Source organism: Solidesulfovibrio sp. (assembly GCF_029978005.1).
Classification (GTDB): Bacteria; Desulfobacterota; Desulfovibrionia; order Desulfovibrionales; family Desulfovibrionaceae; genus Solidesulfovibrio.
On the sequence record NZ_JARKOZ010000032.1, the window covers coordinates 13,819 to 30,307 of the forward strand.

The 16,489-nt window shown below is 68.8% G+C and carries 14 protein-coding genes; 8 read left to right on the forward strand and 6 right to left on the reverse strand.

Annotated elements, in window-relative coordinates; translation table 11 throughout:
• The first annotated feature begins 413 nt into the window (after positions 1-413).
• The 5 genes from Q1K70_RS03050 (at position 414) to nadB (ending at position 6,012) form a co-directional block, all read left to right on the forward strand.
• Positions 414-881 carry a hypothetical protein gene (locus Q1K70_RS03050; RefSeq protein WP_300155579.1) on the forward strand — a complete coding sequence of 156 codons (468 nt, stop codon included), beginning with the start codon at positions 414-416 and terminating at the stop codon, positions 879-881.
• 50 nt (positions 882-931) lie between these two features.
• Positions 932-2,158 carry a replication-associated recombination protein A gene (locus tag Q1K70_RS03055; RefSeq protein WP_300155582.1) on the forward strand — a complete coding sequence of 409 codons (1,227 nt, stop codon included), beginning with the start codon at positions 932-934 and terminating at the stop codon, positions 2,156-2,158.
• 320 nt (positions 2,159-2,478) lie between these two features.
• A complete protein-coding gene (gene nadC / locus Q1K70_RS03060) occupies positions 2,479-3,372 on the forward strand; it encodes a carboxylating nicotinate-nucleotide diphosphorylase (RefSeq protein ID WP_300155585.1) in 894 nt (297 codons plus the stop codon).
• A complete protein-coding gene (nadA, locus tag Q1K70_RS03065; protein WP_300155588.1) occupies positions 3,369-4,400 on the forward strand; it encodes a quinolinate synthase NadA in 1,032 nt (343 codons plus the stop codon). Before nadC ends, nadA begins: the two co-directional genes overlap by 4 nt.
• A gap of 31 nt (positions 4,401-4,431) precedes the next feature.
• Positions 4,432-6,012 (forward strand): L-aspartate oxidase, encoded by a 1,581-nt coding sequence (gene nadB / locus Q1K70_RS03070; protein WP_300155590.1) that lies wholly within the window; start codon positions 4,432-4,434, stop codon positions 6,010-6,012.
• A gap of 82 nt (positions 6,013-6,094) precedes the next feature.
• Here nadB and Q1K70_RS03075 read toward each other — a convergent pair whose 3' ends face one another.
• The 5 genes from Q1K70_RS03075 to mutL all read right to left on the reverse strand — a co-directional run bounded on the left by Q1K70_RS03075 (position 6,095) and on the right by mutL (position 11,271).
• Positions 6,095-6,871 (reverse strand): SDR family oxidoreductase, encoded by a 777-nt coding sequence (locus Q1K70_RS03075; RefSeq protein ID WP_300155593.1) that lies wholly within the window; start codon positions 6,869-6,871, stop codon positions 6,095-6,097.
• Positions 6,872-6,958: 87 nt separating this feature from the next.
• Positions 6,959-7,459, reverse strand: a complete 501-nt coding sequence (locus Q1K70_RS03080; protein ID WP_300155596.1) for a MarR family transcriptional regulator — start codon at positions 7,457-7,459, stop codon at positions 6,959-6,961.
• A 165-nt stretch (positions 7,460-7,624) separates the two neighbouring features.
• Complete coding sequence (gene hisF, locus Q1K70_RS03085) at positions 7,625-8,404, reverse strand: imidazole glycerol phosphate synthase subunit HisF (protein WP_300155599.1); 780 nt, start codon at positions 8,402-8,404, stop codon at positions 7,625-7,627.
• A gap of 2 nt (positions 8,405-8,406) precedes the next feature.
• On the reverse strand, positions 8,407-9,039 hold the full coding sequence (gene hisH / locus Q1K70_RS03090) for an imidazole glycerol phosphate synthase subunit HisH (protein ID WP_300155601.1): 633 nt from the start codon (positions 9,037-9,039) through the stop codon (positions 8,407-8,409).
• Between the two features lie 246 nt (positions 9,040-9,285).
• Entirely contained in the window at positions 9,286-11,271 is a 1,986-nt protein-coding gene (mutL, locus tag Q1K70_RS03095) for a DNA mismatch repair endonuclease MutL (protein ID WP_300155722.1), read from the reverse strand.
• A gap of 110 nt (positions 11,272-11,381) precedes the next feature.
• On the opposite strand from mutL, the gene alr reads away from it, so the two are divergent.
• The 3 genes from alr to Q1K70_RS03110 all read left to right on the forward strand — a co-directional run bounded on the left by alr (position 11,382) and on the right by Q1K70_RS03110 (position 14,958).
• Positions 11,382-12,503, forward strand: a complete 1,122-nt coding sequence (alr, locus tag Q1K70_RS03100; RefSeq protein WP_300155603.1) for an alanine racemase — start codon at positions 11,382-11,384, stop codon at positions 12,501-12,503.
• Positions 12,504-12,819: 316 nt separating this feature from the next.
• Positions 12,820-14,238, forward strand: coding sequence for a guanine deaminase (gene guaD / locus Q1K70_RS03105; protein ID WP_300155606.1), 1,419 nt, complete (start codon positions 12,820-12,822; stop codon positions 14,236-14,238).
• Between the two features lie 72 nt (positions 14,239-14,310).
• Positions 14,311-14,958 carry a hypothetical protein gene (locus Q1K70_RS03110; protein WP_300155609.1) on the forward strand — a complete coding sequence of 216 codons (648 nt, stop codon included), beginning with the start codon at positions 14,311-14,313 and terminating at the stop codon, positions 14,956-14,958.
• 24 nt (positions 14,959-14,982) lie between these two features.
• Here the strand turns inward: Q1K70_RS03110 and Q1K70_RS03115 are convergent, their stop codons facing one another.
• Entirely contained in the window at positions 14,983-16,401 is a 1,419-nt protein-coding gene (locus tag Q1K70_RS03115; RefSeq protein ID WP_300155612.1) for a sigma-54 dependent transcriptional regulator, read from the reverse strand.
• Between the last annotated feature and the right edge of the window lie 88 nt (positions 16,402-16,489).

The following is a 16,489-nucleotide window of genomic DNA, read 5'->3' on the forward strand; positions in this document are numbered from 1 at the left end:
TAAACGAAAATACCATATTGAATGAAGCTGTCAAGCTGCCGCATCGGGTAGGATGTTCAGAGGATGTTCGTGCATTGTATTGTGATGCGAAAATGAAAAAGAGTTTAGGAAAGAATTGAATAATCTTTTGTCGTGTTGCGCGAGGCGTTGCGTTTGAATCTTGCCGCAAAAGGCTGGGGAAAGCGATGCTGCATGTAAAATTCTTATCCAGGTCGGCTGGACTTTTCGGCGGCGGCGACGCCAGGACAGAGCGGGGGGCCAGGGCTCCGTTTGGGGGCGGCGGGCCGGGCATCCCCGGCTCCGGGCAGGAGACGCCGGCAGCGCGCAGGGGGCGTCGGCAGCATGCCGGGCGATTCGTCGCGGCCCTGGCCCTGGCGGCGCTTTGCGCCTGCTCGCGCGGCCCGGAGCCTGTCGTGGAGTTCGGCGGCCTGCGCTTCGGCCAGGGCCGTCCGGCCGACTGCGTCGCCCTGGCCGTGCCCCTGCCCCAGGGGCTGGCCGAAAAGCTGGCCTACTGCGCGCCGCCGGGGGGCGGCGGGGAGTTCGCCGGCGCGGCCCTGGCCGAGGCGACGCTCGGGTTTTTCGAGGGCCGCTTTTTCGCCGCCTCCGCCGTCCTGGCCGAGCCCGCCCAGGTGGACGCCCTGGGGCGGCGCTTGACCGAACGCCTCGGCCGGCCCTATTGCCGCGACGGGGCCGGGCTGGCAGTGTGCCTGTGGCGCGGGGGCGAAGCCGACGTCGTGCTGGAGACCCCGGCCGCCGGGCCGCCCCGGCTCCTGGTGCGCCACCGTCCCCTGGCCGAAAAGGTCGCCGCGTTGGGCGGCGAGGTCGCCGCGCCGGGCCTCTCGGACGCGCCCGCCGGCGGCGACGCCGCGACCCCGAAGTAACCCGCGGCCCGCCCCGGGCGAGCGCCGCCAACCACGACGAAGGCTTGTGCATGGATTTGCTTGGCAACGAGAAGCGGCCCTTGGCCGAGCGCAGCCGCCCGGCGGCGCTTTCGGATTTCGTCGGCCAGACCCACGTCATCTCCCGGCTGACCGCCATCCTGTCCGGCCCGCGCCTGCCGAGCCTGCTCTTTTTCGGGCCGCCGGGCTGCGGCAAGTCCACCCTGGCCCTGATCCTGGCCCGGGCCAAGGGTCGGCCCTACGTGCGGGTGAGCGCGCCCGAGGCCGGGCTATCCGCCCTGCGCGATCGCATCAAGGGCAAGGAGATCCTCATCCTCGACGAGCTGCACCGGTTCTCCAAGGCCCAGCAGGACTTCTTCCTGCCGCTGCTCGAAACCGGCGAAATCACGCTGCTCGCCACCACCACCGAAAACCCGTCCTTTTCCGTGACGCGCCAGCTTCTGTCGCGGCTGCACGTTTTTCGGCTGCGGCCGCTCTCCCATGCCGAACTGCTGGTTCTGGCCGAGCGCGGGGCCAGGGAGGCCGGGCTCGACCTCTCGCCCGAGAGCCTCGAGGTCATGGCCATGCTGTCCTCGGGCGACGGACGCACGCTTTTAAACCTCGTGGAATTCGCCGCCGCCCTGCCCGGGGACAAGCTCTCGGCCGAGGAGCTCAAAAAGCAGCTGCCCGAGGCCCTGGCCCGGGGCGACCGCGACGGCGATTCGCACTACGAGCTGGCTTCGGCCATGATCAAGTCCATCCGGGGCAGCGACCCGGACGCCGCCCTGTACTATCTGGCCTGCCTGCTGGAATCCGGCGAGGACCCGCGTTTCTGCTGCCGCCGGCTCATGATCTCCGCTTCCGAGGACGTGGGCCTGGCCGATCCCATGGCCCTGCCCCTGGCCGTCTCGGCGGCCGAGGCCGTGGAGAAGATCGGCATGCCCGAGGGCTTCATCCCTCTGGCCCAGACCGCCGTCTATCTGGCGCTCGCGCCCAAAAGCAACAGCACCTACGCCGCCTATCTGGCCGCCAAGAAAGACATCATGCAGTCCGGGGTCAAGCCCGTGCCCCTGCACCTGCGCAATCCCTCCACGCGGCTCCAGCGGGAATGGGGCTTCGGCAAGGGGTACAAATACCCCCACGCCTACCCCGACGCCTGGGTGGACCAGGACTACTTGCCCGAGGATCTGGTCGGCCGCAGCTACTACACGGCCAAGGACCAGGGACAGGAGCCGCGCCTGGCCGCCCGGCTCGAGCGACTGCGCAAGCGCCGGTCGTAAGCTTCGCCAGGGAATTTTGACCGGTTCGCGGCCGTGCGCCGGGTCAATATGACACGTCCCTTCAGTCCAGGCGCGACGCCCCCCCGGGGCCTTGCCGCCCGGCCGGCTTCCCGGGGCGACGGACAAAAGTTCCCAGCCCCTCCCGCTTGCCGCGACCCGGCAAAAAAGCTATTTTTTCCAACGCGGCTTGGCGCATCGCCAGGCCGCGCCGTTCGGAAAGCGCCCCGGCGCGGCCTGCCCCGCCGCCCGCCTTTCCCCCACCGGCCCGGCCCGGACGCCCGGCGTTCCGGCCCCGGCCCCATACCCGGACGCGTGCAGCCATGACCGACTCCCGCTTCGAGGCCTTTTTCACCGGTCCCGCCCGGGACTTCCTGCTGCGGGCCATCGATTTGGCCCTGGACGAGGACGGGCCGGATCTGACCTCCCTGGCCGTTTTCAGCCCCGAGGACCGGCTGGCCGCGCGCATCGTGGCCAAGCAGGACACCCTCGTCGCCGGGCTGCCCATCCTGCCCCTGGTCCTTGAGCGTATGGGTGAGGCGGCGCGCTGCCGGGCGGTCTTTTTCGCCTCCGACGGCGACGCCGTGCCCGACCGCACCGTGGTCGCGGCCATCGACGGCCCGGCCGTGACGCTGCTCAAGGCCGAGCGGGTCATGCTCAATTTCCTGTGCCATCTCTCCGGGATCGCCAACCGCGTGGCCCAGGCCGCCGCCGCCCTGGCCGGCTCCGGAACGCGCCTGCTCGACACCCGCAAGACCCTGCCCGGCCTGCGCTATCCCGAAAAATACGCCGTGACCGTCGGCGGCGGCGTCAACCACCGCAAGAACCTGGCCGAAATGCTCATGTTCAAGGACAACCACATCGACCGCGCCGGCGGCATCCCGCAGGCCATGGCCGCCTTGCGCCGGGCCTACCGGGGCCGGATGGAGGAAATGCCGCCGGTGGAGATCGAATGCCGGACCCTGGAGGAGGTCGGCCAGGCCGTGGCCGAGCGGCCGGCACGGATCATGCTCGACAACATGGACGCGCCGGCCATGCGCCAGGCCCTGGCCATGGTGCCGCCGGGCATCGAGACCGAGGTCAGCGGCGGGGTGGACCTGCCGGCCCTGGCCGCCATCGCCGCCCTGGGCCCGGATTTCGTGTCCGTGGGGCGCATCACCCATTCCGCGCCGAGCGCCGACTTCAGCATGCTGCTCAAGGAGACCACCGCCTCATGAACGCATCCCCCACGCAGCGCATCACGGACATCCGCCGCCAGCGCGGCGACTCCCTGGCCATCCTCGCCCACCACTACCAGCGCGACGCGGTGGTGGCCCACGCCGACATCCTTGGCGATTCGCTGGAGCTTTCCCGCAAGGCGGCCGGGCTGGCCGCCCGGGACATCGTGTTTTGCGGCGTGTTCTTCATGGCCGAGACCGCGGCCATGCTGGCCAAGCCCGGCCAGCGCGTGCACATCCCGACGCCCGACGCCGCCTGCGTCATGTCGGAGATGGCCCCGGCCGCCCTGGTGGAGACCGTGCTCGACCGCCTGGCCGCCGCCGGCCGCGACGTGCTGCCGCTGACCTACGTCAACTCCTCGGCCGCGGTGAAGGCCATTGTGGGGGCGCGGGGCGGTTCGGTGTGCACCTCGGCCAACGCCGGCAAGATGCTCCGCTGGGCCCTGGACCAGGGGCGCGGCGTGCTTTTCCTGCCCGACAAGATGCTCGGCCAGAACACCTGCGACGTCCTGGGCGTGGCCCCGGAAAAGCGCCACATCCTGGACGTGCGCGGCGGTGGTTCGCGCCTGGACCTCGATGCCGCGTCCCGGGCCGAGGTGCTCCTGTGGCCCGGTCAGTGTGTCATCCATTCCCGGTTCAAGGCCCGGGATATCGCCGCCGTGCGCGCCGCCCATCCCGGGGCCAAGGTGGTGGTCCATCCCGAGTGCTCCCCGGAGACGGTCAAGGCCGCGGACGCCGTCGGCTCCACCTCGTTCATCATCAAGTACGTGACCGAGGCCCCGGCCGGGGCCGAGATCGTGATCGGCACGGAAATCAATCTCGTTTCACGGCTCGCCCGGCGCTGGCAGGGCGAAAAGACCATCCGGCCGCTGTGCGTGTCCGGCTGCTCCAACATGGCCAGGGGCAGCGAGGAGAAGTTGCTGGCCTTGCTCGAATCCCTGGACGCCGCCACGCCCGTGACCGTGCCCGAGGACGTGCGCGGGCCGGCCACGGCGGCGGTGGCCAAGATGCTGGAAATTTCGGCCTGATTCACGGGGCCGCAAACAGGGAGTACGCGCGATGGTCTACCGCATGCATGCGGGCGCCTTGGTGGTGGGGTCGGGACTGGCCGGGCTCACGGCCGCCCTGACGCTCGCCGACCACGGCCTGGAAGTGATCCTGCTCACCTCGGGCGAGGATCTCGACGACGGCAACAGCGCCCTGGCCCAGGGGGGCATCGTCTTTCGCGGCCCGGACGACTCGCCCCAGCTCCTCGAGCGCGACATGCTCACCTGCGGCTGGCGGCACAACTCGCCCCGGGCCGTCAAGTACCTGGCCAAGCGCGGGCCGCAGGTGGTCCAGGAACTGCTCATCGACCGCCTGAAGCTGCCTTTCGACCGCAAGGGCGACGGCTCCGGCTGGCACATGGGCAAGGAGGGCGGCCACAGCGTGGCCCGCATCCTCCACATGGCCGACCGTACCGGGCGCGGCATCATGGAAGGGCTCATGGCCGCGGTCAAGGCCCATCCCGCCATCAAGGTCCTGGCCCGGCGCACGGCCGTGGACCTGCTCACTTCCCACCACCACGCCACGCTCCTGGAATTCAAGTACCAGCTGCTCAACCAGTGCCTGGGGGCCTACGTTTTAAACGAAGTCTCGGGACAGGTGGAAACCATCCTGGCCGACTTCACGGTCCTGTGCACGGGCGGTTGCGGCAGGTTGTTTCTCCACACCTCCAACACCAGATCCTCCATCGGCTCGGCCCTGGCCATGGCCTCGCGCGCCTTCGCCAAGGTCATGAACGTGGAGTACGTGCAGTTCCATCCGACCACGCTTTTCCACCGGGCCGAGCGCCGGCTGCTCGTCACCGAGGCCCTGCGCGGCGAGGGGGCGCGGCTGGTCAACGACCGGGGCGAACCCTTCATGCAGCGCTACGACCCCCGGGCGGACCTGGCCCCGCGCGACATCGTGACCCGGGCCATCCTGGCCGAGATGCTCAAGACCGACCACGACTGCGTCTACCTCGACGTGGCCAGTTACGTGAAGAACCTGGAAGAGCATTTCCCCACCGTCTACAAGGGCTGCCTGCAGCTCGGCATCGACATCTCCAAGCAGCCCATCCCGGTGGTGCCGGCGGCCCACTACTTCTGCGGCGGCGTGCTCACCGACAACACCGGCCGCACCACCCTGGAGCGGCTCTACGCCGCGGGCGAGTGCGCCTGCACCGGCATCCACGGGGCCAACCGCCTGGCCAGCACCTCGCTTCTGGAGTGCCTGCTGTGGGGCTACAGCGTGGGCCAGGACATCGGCAAGCGGGCCGGGCACAAGGCGGCGCTCGGCCGCCGGCTCGTAGACAGCATTCCGGACTGGGTGAGCCCGGGGTCCAACCGCAACGAGGACCCGGCGCTGATCGCCCAGGACTGGGCCACCATCCGCAACACCATGTGGAACTACGTGGGCATCAACCGCTCGGGCTCTCGCCTCAAGCGGGCCTTCGAGGACCTGCGCGAGCTCAACAAGCACCTGCACGACTTCTACCGCGAAACGCCCCTGTCCAAGGCCATCGTGGACCTGTTCCACGGCTGCCAGGCCGCCTACACCATCACCATCGCGGCCATGCAGAACCGCCGGTCGCTCGGCTGCCACTACCGCGTGGACTGATCGCCGTTTCGCCGTCCCTCGCCGTTCTCCCGCCCGGACCGGGGCGTCGTGCGCCGCATGACGCCCCGGTCCGGCGGCATGGTCAGTTCGTCGTCAGGCCGCCGTCCACGTGGAAGACCTGTCCCGTGATCCAGCCCGCCGCCGGCGAGGCCAGGAAGACGGCCATGGGCGCGACGTCCTCCGGCCGGCCGATGCGCCCCAGCGGATAGATGGTGCGGATCATGTCCTGGAACCGTTCACGCCCTTCCGGGGTCAGGCGCTCCAGGTTGCGGCGCACTTGCGGCGTCTCCACGGTGCCCGGCGCGATGGCGTTGACGCGCACGCCGACCGGGCCGAGTTCGAAGGCCAGGGCCTTGGTGAAGGAGTCGATCCCTCCCTTGGTCATGGAGTAGAGGGCCGAGAGCCGGCCGGGCAGCATCCTGTCCGCGAAATAGGAAGAGATGTTGATGATCGCCCCCCTTTTTTCCGTCAGGGCCGGGAGAACCGCCCGGGACAGGAAAAAAGGCGTGCGGAGGTTGAGGGTCATGTGCGTGGCGTAGCTTTCCTCGGTGACCTCGGCGATGGGATCGAAGAGGCCGATGCCGGCGTTGTTGACCAGGACGTCCAGGCCGCGCCCCAGGGCGAGGAGCGCCGCCGCCAGGGTTTCGGCCGCGCCTTCCCTGGACAGGTCGGCGGCGATGCCGGTCGAGGCCTCCCCCAGGCTTTCCCTGGCCCTTTCGAGCTTGTCCCTGTCCCGGCCGGTGATGACGACATGCGCGCCGCAGGCCGCAAACGCCCGGGACAGGCCCAGGCCGATGCCGTCGCTGCCGCCCGTGACCACCACCGTCTTTCCCGTGAAGTCGAATCGCAGTGCTTCCATGCCGTGCCTCTCCTGTGGTTCCGTAAATTTAGTACCCTAAATAATTGACTCCAATCCGCCTGGCGCGTTGCCGCGCGCATCCTGCCTTCAGGACAGGCGGGACAGGCCCTGGGACACTTTGCCGAGCAGCGCCGTCAGGGTCTCGCGCTCCTGCGGCGAAAGCGCGGCCATGACCGTGGCCACGCGGTCGTAGTGGCCGGGCAGCACGGCGTCCAGGCGCGCCATGCCTTCGGGCGCGGGCCGCACGGTCACGGCGCGGCGGTCGGTGGCCGCGTGTTCGCGCACCACGCAGCCGTCGCGCTCGAGGGTGTCGAGGACGCCGGTCATGGTGGCGCAGGAGACGCCCGTGCCGGCGGCGAGCTGCGATGGGGAGAGGCCGTCCGGGTTGCGGGCCAGCAGGATCAGCACGGAAAAGCGGCGCAGGGACAGGCCGTGCGCGGCCATGTGTCGCTCCATGGACGCCGCGGCGTCCTCGCCTGTGCGCAGCAGCCGCAGGAAGGCGTCCACGGCCGTCACGTCGAGGTTTTCATAGCGTTCGCGGAGCTTCTCCAGGGCTTCCCGGCTCGGCAGATCGCGCAGCTCAAACATTTTGCCTCCATATATTTCGGCTCCTAAATATATCCTTCCCTCCCGCCTGCCAACAAAAAAATCCCGACTCGCGCCGGGATTTTTCATTACCCCTTTTCGGGGTGGTCCAGGAGGGGCCCGAGGCCCCTCCTGGCCGCCGGAGGCATTCTTCCTCTTTCCCCTACATCACCAAACTTCCCGCACCTTCACGCCGCGCGCGGCCATGCGGTCCTTGCAGTCCTTGATGCTGTATTCGCCGTAGTGGACGATGGAGGCGATGAGCGCCGCCGAGGCCTTGCCGATGGTCACGGCGGCGGCCATGTGGTCGGGGTTGCCCGCGCCGCCCGAGGCGATGACCGGGATGGTGACGGCTTCGCTGATAAGCCGCGTGAGCGTCAGTTCATAGCCGGTCTTGGCCCCGTCGGCGTCGATGGAGTTGCAGCAGATCTCGCCCGCCCCCAGCGCCTCCACGGTCCTGGCCCATTCGACGGCGTCCAGGCCCATGGACTTGCGCCCGCCGTGGATGACGATCTCGTAGCCGGAGGGGATTTTTTCGCTGACCGGCACCTGCTTGACGTCCATGCCGACCACCACGCACTGGGAGCCGAAGGCGGCCGCGCCCTGGCTGATGATGTCCGGGTTTTTGACGGCGGCGGAGTTGACCGAGATCTTTTCCGCGCCGGCCAGGAGCACCGCGCGCATGTCTTCCACGGTGGAGATGCCGCCGCCCACGGAGAAGGGAATGAAGATCTGGCTCGCCACCTTGTCCACCACGTCGAGCATGATGCCCCGGCCTTCGCTGGAGGCCGTGATGTCGTAGAAGACCAGTTCGTCGGCCCCGGCCTCGTAGTAGAGGCGGGCGGTCTCCACAGGGTCGCCGATGTCCACGTTGCCCTTGAACTTGATGCCCTTGGTGAGCTTGCCGTCGCGAACGTCCAGGCAGGGAATGACGCGTTTGGAGAGCATGGTTACCGGGCCTCCTTGCAGTAGGCGGCGAAGTTGGCCAGAAGCGCCAGGCCCGGGCGGCCGCTTTTTTCCGGATGGAACTGCACCGCCCACAATCCCTTGCGGCCGTGAAGCGAGCAGAACGGCAGGCCGTATTCCGTGACGCCGAGGACGTACTGCGGCGCGGGCACCGGGTAGTAGCTGTGGACGAAATAGAATTCCGAGGCTTTGTCGATGCCGTCGAAGAGTTCGCAGGGCGCTTTGAGCGCCACGCGGTTCCAGCCCATGTGCGGGATGCGGATGGGCTCGCCGTTCTCGTCCGTGAGCGCCGGGGAGAACATGGCGCATTGGCCGGGAATGACGCCAAGGGCGGTGGTGTCGTTTTCCGCGCTGTATTCGAGGAGTATCTGGCAGCCGACGCAGATGCCGAGCAGCGGCTTGCCGGCGGCCACCTGGCCGGTGAGAAGCTTGTCCAGGCCCGTGGAGGTCAGCTCGTGCATGGCCTGGCCGGCCGCGCCCACGCCCGGGAAGATGATGCCGGCCGCGTCGGCGATGACGGCCGGATCGGCGGTGATCCGGCAGGGGATGCCGAGATGGTCCAGCGCCCGGCGCACGCTCGTCTGATTGCCGGCCTTGTAGTCCAATATGGCAAGCATGGACAGCTCCTTGCACCTTGCCTCCGGCGGCCAGGAGAGGCACTGCCTCTCCTGGACCTCTCCGGCAGGGGCCCTGCCCCTGCACCCCGCCGGGGGGAATGATTCCCCCCGGCCCCCCCCGAAGGGAAAAATGGGGGGAGGCCCTTGTGAAATGGGTATGCGACGGCGCGGCGCGCCGTTTCGCAGGCACCGGTTGTGAACATTTTTGGCCGGTTTGGCAAGGCGGGGCCGCGGGCGGCGCGGCGTCTACTTCTTGCGTTTGAACATCTTTTCCATTTCGCGAATGGAGAAGCGCATGGCCACCGGCCGGCCGTGGGGGCAGTAGTCGCGGTCCGGGGTCCCCGCCCACTGGGCGAGCAGGGCCACGGCCTCGTCGTCGGCCAGGCGTGTTCCCGCCTTGACGGCGGTCTTGCAGCTCATGAGGATCCAGAGGTCCTGCAAGGACTTGGACTGTCCGGACAGGGCGGCGGACAGGTATTCCCGGGCCTGGCCCAGGGACAGTCCCGGCGGCGCGCCGGTGATGGCCACCACCCCGGGCCGGGGGGATTCCAGGAGGAAGCCGATGGCTCGCAGTTCGTTGTGCAGCTCGCGCAGCTTGGCCTGCTCGCTGGGGTGCAGCGTCGTCTCCACCGGGATGCCCACCGGCCGGCTGTCGCCGCGCGAGCCCGAGGCCTCCATGGCGGCGAAGATGACGCGCTCGTGGGCGGCGTGCTGGTCCACCAGCACCAGTTCGCGGCCGAGGTCCACGATGAGGTAGGTGTCGGCGAACTGGCCCAGGTAGCGCAGCCCCGGCGGCAGGGCCGGCTCCAGCTCCTCTGGCGCGCGGGCGCGCAGGGGCTCGGGCGCGGCGGCAAGCGGCGGCTCGTCGGGCGTGGCCGAAGGGGGCGCGGCGCGGAAAGAGGCCGAAGGGGCGGCCTCGCCGCGCTCGCGGCGTTCCACGGCCGGCGGGTCGAAGTGGCGCACCGGCGCGGGCTGGCCCTGGCGGCGGTTGTCGGCGGCGGCCCGGGCCGGCGTGGGCGCGGCCGGGCCGCGGTCCGGACGCGGGGAATAGGCCGGCGGCGCGGCCGGCGCTTCCCGCACCGTCTCGCCCATGGGCACGGTCTGGGAGGGGGCAGGGGCGTCGGTGCGGACGAGCTCGTCCAGGAAATCGCGGCGGGCCGGGAATTTGGGCGGCTCGCCGTCCTTTTTCACCCAGGGCTCGGGCGCGGGCACGGTGCGCAGGACCAGGGCCTTGTCCAGCGCCTGGCCCACGGCCCGGCGCAGGTTCACGAACACGGCCTGCTCGTCGCGAAACCGCACCTCGGTCTTGGCCGGATGGACGTTGACGTCCACGTCCTCGGCCGGCACCTCCAGGAAAATGACGCACTGCGGGTATTCCCGGGCCAGCAGCCGGCCCTTGTAGGCCTCGCGCACGGCCGAGAGCAGCACCCGGTCGAGCACGGCCCGGCCGTTGACATAGAAAAGCATGCGGTCGGCCCGGGCCTGGGCCTTGAGGGGCTTGCCGAGCACGCCGCCGACGCGGATGGGCCCCAGGGCGTACTCCATTTCGAAGAGTTCGTCCGTGACGGCCGGCGGCCACATGCCGGCCAGGCGCGCGGTCAGGTTCTGGCCGGCCGGGAAGCGCAGGGCGGTGCGGCCGCCGATGGTCAGCTTCATGGCCACGTCCAGGCGGGCCAGGGCGGCGCGGCTGAAAAGCTCGGTGGCCCGCTTGGTCTCCACGGCCTCGGACTTGAGGAATTTGAGCCGGGCCGGCACGGCGGCGAAGAGGTCGCGCACCTCCACCCGCGTGCCGCGCGGCATGGCCGCCGGGCCGCGCTCCGCGATGCGTCCGCTTTCCACGCGCAAAAACGCCCCCTCGTCGAAGGCCTCGTGGCGCGAGGTGATGGTGCAGGTGGACACCGAGGCGATGCTCGGCAGCGCCTCGCCGCGAAACCCGAAGCTCTCGATGCCGGAAAGCTCCTCCATGGAGGCGATCTTGCTGGTGGCGTGGCGCGTGACGGCGAGCGGCAGCTCCTCGGGCGTCATGCCCCAGCCGTCGTCGGCCACGGCCAAAAGCGTGCGGCCGCCGCCGTCGACGGTCACCTCGACCCGCGTCGCCCCTGCGTCGAGGCTGTTTTCCACCAGCTCCTTGAGGACGCTGGCCGGGCGTTCGACCACCTCGCCGGCGGCGATCTGGTTTTGCAGTTCCGGGGGCAGGACGCGGATGGTGCGATGCTTGACGGAGCGAGTCATGGACCGGAGCATACGCCAACTCCCGTGCGGAGGCCAGAAGACGCAAACGGCTGGAAAACCGGGAGCGACAAGCGTAGGGACTTTCCTGTCCCACGTAAAGGAGGCCCGTCATGGCCATCGAGCACAACTACCTGCGCACCCGGGTGCGCCTGTCCCATATCGTCGCCAACTACCAGCGCCTTCGGGGCTTGGGCGGCCACGTGCTGGCCGTGGTCAAGGCCGACGCCTACGGCCACGGGCTGGTGGAAACGGCCGCCGCCCTGGACGGGGTCGGCTGCGACGCCTTCGCCATCGGCTCCGTGGCCGAGGGCGCGGCCCTGCGCGACGCCGGGTCGCGAGCGGCCATCATCTCGCTTCTGGGACCCGTCCTGCCCGAGGACGACGCCCTGGCTCTGGAAAAGGACGTCGTGCCCTTTGTCCACGATTTCGGCCAGCTCGACCGCCTGGCCGGGGTCGCGGCCAAGGCCGGCAAAAAGGCCAGGGTGGCGCTCAAGTTCGACACGGGCATGGCCCGGCTGGGATTCGCCGAGGACGACGTGCCGCGCCTGCTTGCCCGCCTTGCCGGCCTGCCGTCCATCGAGCCGGTCATGGTCAGCTCCCACCTGGCCACGGCCGACGATCCCACGGCCTTCGACTACGTGAGCACGCAAGGCGGGCGCTTCGCCCGCATCTGCCAGGCGCTGCGCCACGGCGGGCTCGCCTTCGAGGCCTCGCTTTGCAACAGCGCCGGCATCCTGGCCCATGCCGGGGATTTCGGCTTCGACGCCCGGCGGGCCGGCATCGCGCTCTACGGCGTCAACCCCTTCGCCGGCACGGACCAGGAACACCTGGGCCAGGGGCTTTTGCCGGCCATGGAGACCGTGACACGCATCGTCTCGGTCCACGACCTGCCGCGCGGGGCCTCCATCAGCTACGGCCGGACATTCATCGCCGAGCGCGACATGCGCGTGGCCATCGTGGCCGCCGGCTACGCCGACGCCTACAGTCGGGGGCTCTCCAACAAGGGCTTCATGTGCCTGTCCGGCCGGCGCGTGCCCATCCTCGGCCGGGTGTGCATGCAGCTCACGGCCGTGGACGTCTCGGGGCTCGACCCCGCCCCGGGCGACCCCATCCACCTGCTCGGCGGCGACGGCCCGGGCGCGGTCAGCGCCGACGACCTGGCCCTGTGGTGGGACACCATCCCCTACGAGGTCTTCTGCCTCTTCGGCCTCAATCCCCGGGAATACGTCTAGCCCCGCGTCCGCTTTCGGGACGTCGCGCGAGGGGCATGCCCGCGAACGGGCGGTCCGTGCGCGGGCGGTGCGCCGCATCGCCCGGTTTTCCGGAACCTTCTTCGCCTGTTCCCGGCAGGCATGCCGGCGCGTCGCGTCCGCCCCTGGCCGGACGCTTTTTTTATATCAGACTAAAAATATCTAATTTATCTCTGGCCACGACGGCAGGGCGGCCTTATCCTGAGGGCAGGATTCGGGCCCCGCAAGCCGGCTTGCCCGGAGGGCCGGCGCATCGACGGATCTCCTTTTTCAGAAATTCTTGCAGGAGACAGCGTCAATGGAAACTCCAAGCGCCAGGAAGCACGCCATACGCGGCATGTTCTTCGATCTGCTTGACGATCCCTGGAAGCATGCCGACAAGGAACAGGAGGCGGCCCGTTTCGTTGCGGACGGCCTTCTCGTCGTGGAAAACGGAAAGATCGTGGATTTCGGCCCCGCAGGCGAGGTCGCCCCGCGCCATGAAGGCGTCGAGACCACTCACATCAAGGACCGGCTCATTCTGCCGGGATTCATCGACGGCCACATCCACTTCCCCCAGGTGCGCGTGCTCGGCGCCTACGGCAACCAGTTGCTGGACTGGCTGCAGAAGTGGATCTTCCCCGAGGAGATCAAGTACAGCGACCGCGCCTATGCCAAGGAAGCGGCGGGAAAGTTCTTCGACGCGCTTCTGGCCGGCGGCACCACCACCTGTCAGGCGTTTACCACCAGCTCGCCGGTGTCGACCGAGGAGTTTTTCGACGAGGCCACGCGCCGCAACATGCGGGTCATCGCGGGCCTCACCGGCGTGGACCGTTTCGCGCCCAAGGAATTCCTGATCAGTCCCGACGACTTCTACACCGAGTCCAAGCGGCTCATCGAGCGCTACCACCGCAAGGGCCGCAACCTCTACGCCATCACCCCCCGCTTCGCCGTGGGCTGCACCGGCGAGATGATGGACCGCTGCCGCCGGCTCAAGGAGGAGCACCCCGACTGCTGGGTCAACACCCACATCTCGGAAAATCCCTCGGAAATCCGCACGGCCAAGGAGCATTTCCCCGAGTGCTCGGACTACACCCAGGTCCACGAGGAGCACGGACTTCTCGGGCCGAAGTTCACGGCCGGGCACGGCATCTGGCTCTCAAACGATGAGATGCGTCGGTTTTCCAAGGCCGGCGCGGCCATATCCTTCTGTCCGCTGTCCAACCTTTTCCTCGGCAGCGGGCTTTTCCGCCTGGGCCGGGCCAAGGATCCCGAGCATCCGGTGCGGCTGTCGGTCGGCAGCGACATGGGAGGCGGCAATGCGTTCAGCCTCGTGCGCGTGCTGGAGGAGGCCTACAAGGTCGGCATGTGCAACAACACCATGCTCGATGGCTCCGTGGACCCGCGCGCCCAGGACCTGGCCGAGGCCGACCGCAACAAGCTCTCGCCCTACCGGGCCTTCTACCTGGCCACCCTCGGCGGAGCCCATTCCCTCTACCTCGACGACCTCCTCGGCAATTTCCAGCCGGGCAAGGAGGCCGATTTCGTGGTCCTCGACTGGAACGCCGGACAGGCGGCCATGGCCTGGCATCAATCCCTGGCCGTAGGCGAGGCCGGGCCGCGCACCATCGAGGAAGCGGCGCAGGTGCTTTTCGGCGTCATGGCCGCGGGCGACGACCGCAACGTGGACGAGACCTGGATCGCCGGCGAGCGTGCCTACGCCAAGGCCGCGTCGTGACCCGGCATGCGTCGTCGGCCGCGACCGGGACTCGACCGGGCGCGGCCGGCGGCGGGCCGAAAGGAGGTCGACATGGAAGTGCGCGTGGCCCGGGCTTCGGCCGTGGCGTCCCAACGGGTGCCTCCCGGGCGGGAGGAATGGTTCCTGGCCTGGCAACGCGGGGTCTCGGCCGCGGCCGAGACCTTTCCCGGCTATCGCGGTGCGGACGTCTATCCGCCGGGGCCAGGACAGGGCGAGCAGTGGATCGCGGTGATCCATTTCGACGCGCCCGAGCAGCTCGACGCCTGGCTGGCGTCTCCGGTGCGGGCGCAGTGGGTGGCGAAGCTTCGGGAGAACGTGGGCGATTTCGAGCTGGAGGCCTTTTCCCGGGGCTTCGGCCCCTGGTTCGCCTGCCTTCGCGACGCGCCGGACCGGGCCGCGCCCGCGGGCTGGAAGATGGCCCTGGTGGTGCTCCTGGGGCTTTACCCCACGGTGATGGTCCTGACGCTTTTCCCAGGGCCGCTTCTGGCGCCCCTGGGCCTGCCCGTGTCCATGCTCCTTGGCAACGCCATGAGCATCGCCATCCTGCAATGGGGGGTGATGCCGCTTTTAAGCGCCGCCTTCGCCACCTGGCTTACGGCCTCGGGCCCGGCCGGCCGCCGGGCGACTCTGCTGGGCCTGGCGGTCATCGCCGCGTGCCTGGCCTTGCTGGTTCTTTTCTTCGGGGCGGTGGCGGGGTAGAAGCGCGGCCTTCGACCGGAACGCTCAGGTCCGGGTCGGGATGCCGTGGATGCGCAGGTAGCGGTAGAGGCTCTGCTTGCCGAGCTCGGACATCTCGCAGGCCTTGTGGATGTCGCCGCCGGTCTGCTGCATGAGGCTTCGGAAGTAGCGGTACTCGGTGTCCTTCTTGTAGGCGTCGAAGGGCGTGATCGCCATCTCCCCCGAAGCGGCGGCGGGTTCGGCCTGGGGCGACGGCTCGAGTTCCAGGCCGTTCGTCGCGTCCTGCCGCTTGCCGCTCATGACGCGGATGCGCACCTCGGGCGGCAGGTGCTTGGGGTAGAGGGTGGGCTCGAACTGGGCGCGCACGATGATGTTTTCCATAAGGTTGACCAGTTCGCGCACGTTGCCCGGCCAGTCGTACTCCTGGAGGCAGTCCAGGAACTCCGGCGAGAAGCCCTTGAGCGGCACCTTGTACTTCTTGCAGTAGGCGTTCATGTAGTGGATGGTCAGCTCGCGGATGTCCTCGCCGCGCTCGCGCAGGGGCGGAATGTGGATGTGCATGGTGCGCAGGCGGAAAAGCAGGTCGTTGCGGAAGTCGCCCAACGCCACCAGGGCTTCGAGGTCCTTGTTCGTGGCGGCGACCAGGCGGAAGTCGCTGGTCTCCTCCTCCTTGGCGCCGACCGGGCGGAAGCGGCGCTCCTGGAGCACGCGCAAAAACGCCTTCTGCTGGGAAAAGGGCAGCTCGCCCACCTCGTCGAGGAAAAGCGTCCCCTTGTCCGCCTGCTTGATGAGGCCTTCCTGTTTTTTTTCCGCGCCGGTGAACGCCCCCTTGGCGTGGCCGAAGAGCACCGACTCGATGAGCGTTTCCGTGAGGCTCGAGCAGTCCACCACCACGAAGGGCCCTTCGGCCCGGTCGCTGTTGTCGTGGATGGCCCGGGCGAAGAGCTCCTTGCCCGTGCCGGTCTCGCCGGTAATCAGCGTGTTGGCGTCGGCGTTGGCTGCCTGAGCCACGAGGTCCAGGCAGCTGGCCACGCGCTGGCTGTTGCCGATGATGCCCTCGCGCTTAAGCGCCACGGTCGGCGGGCGGTGGGTGAATTTTTCCTTGCGGTACTGGAGGGCGCGAATGAGCGGCAGGGTCATGGACTCGGCCGTGGCCGGCTTCTCGATGTAGTCCCAGGCGCCGTTCTTGATGGCCAGTTCCGCGCCGTTGGGGTAGCTCGCGCCGGTGAAGATGATGACTTCCGGGGCCTTGTCGCGTTCGGTGATCCTGGGGATGGACAGCAGGCCGTTGCCGTCGGGCAGGTCCACGTCGAGGTAGACGACATCGTAGATTTCGTTGTCCAGGGCCTCGAGCCCCTTGGTCAGGCTCGGGCGCGCCTCGACCTCGTGCCCCATGCCCTCGATGACCAGCTTGCACACCTCGCGGATGTGGGTGTCGTCGTCGATCACCAGAATCTTCGCCATTTGGCCTCCCTTGTGTCCCCCGACACACGGGAATGTGTAAGGGGTAGCGCCCTTTTTGTCGAGACGGGGCGGCGCGACGTTTGACGGG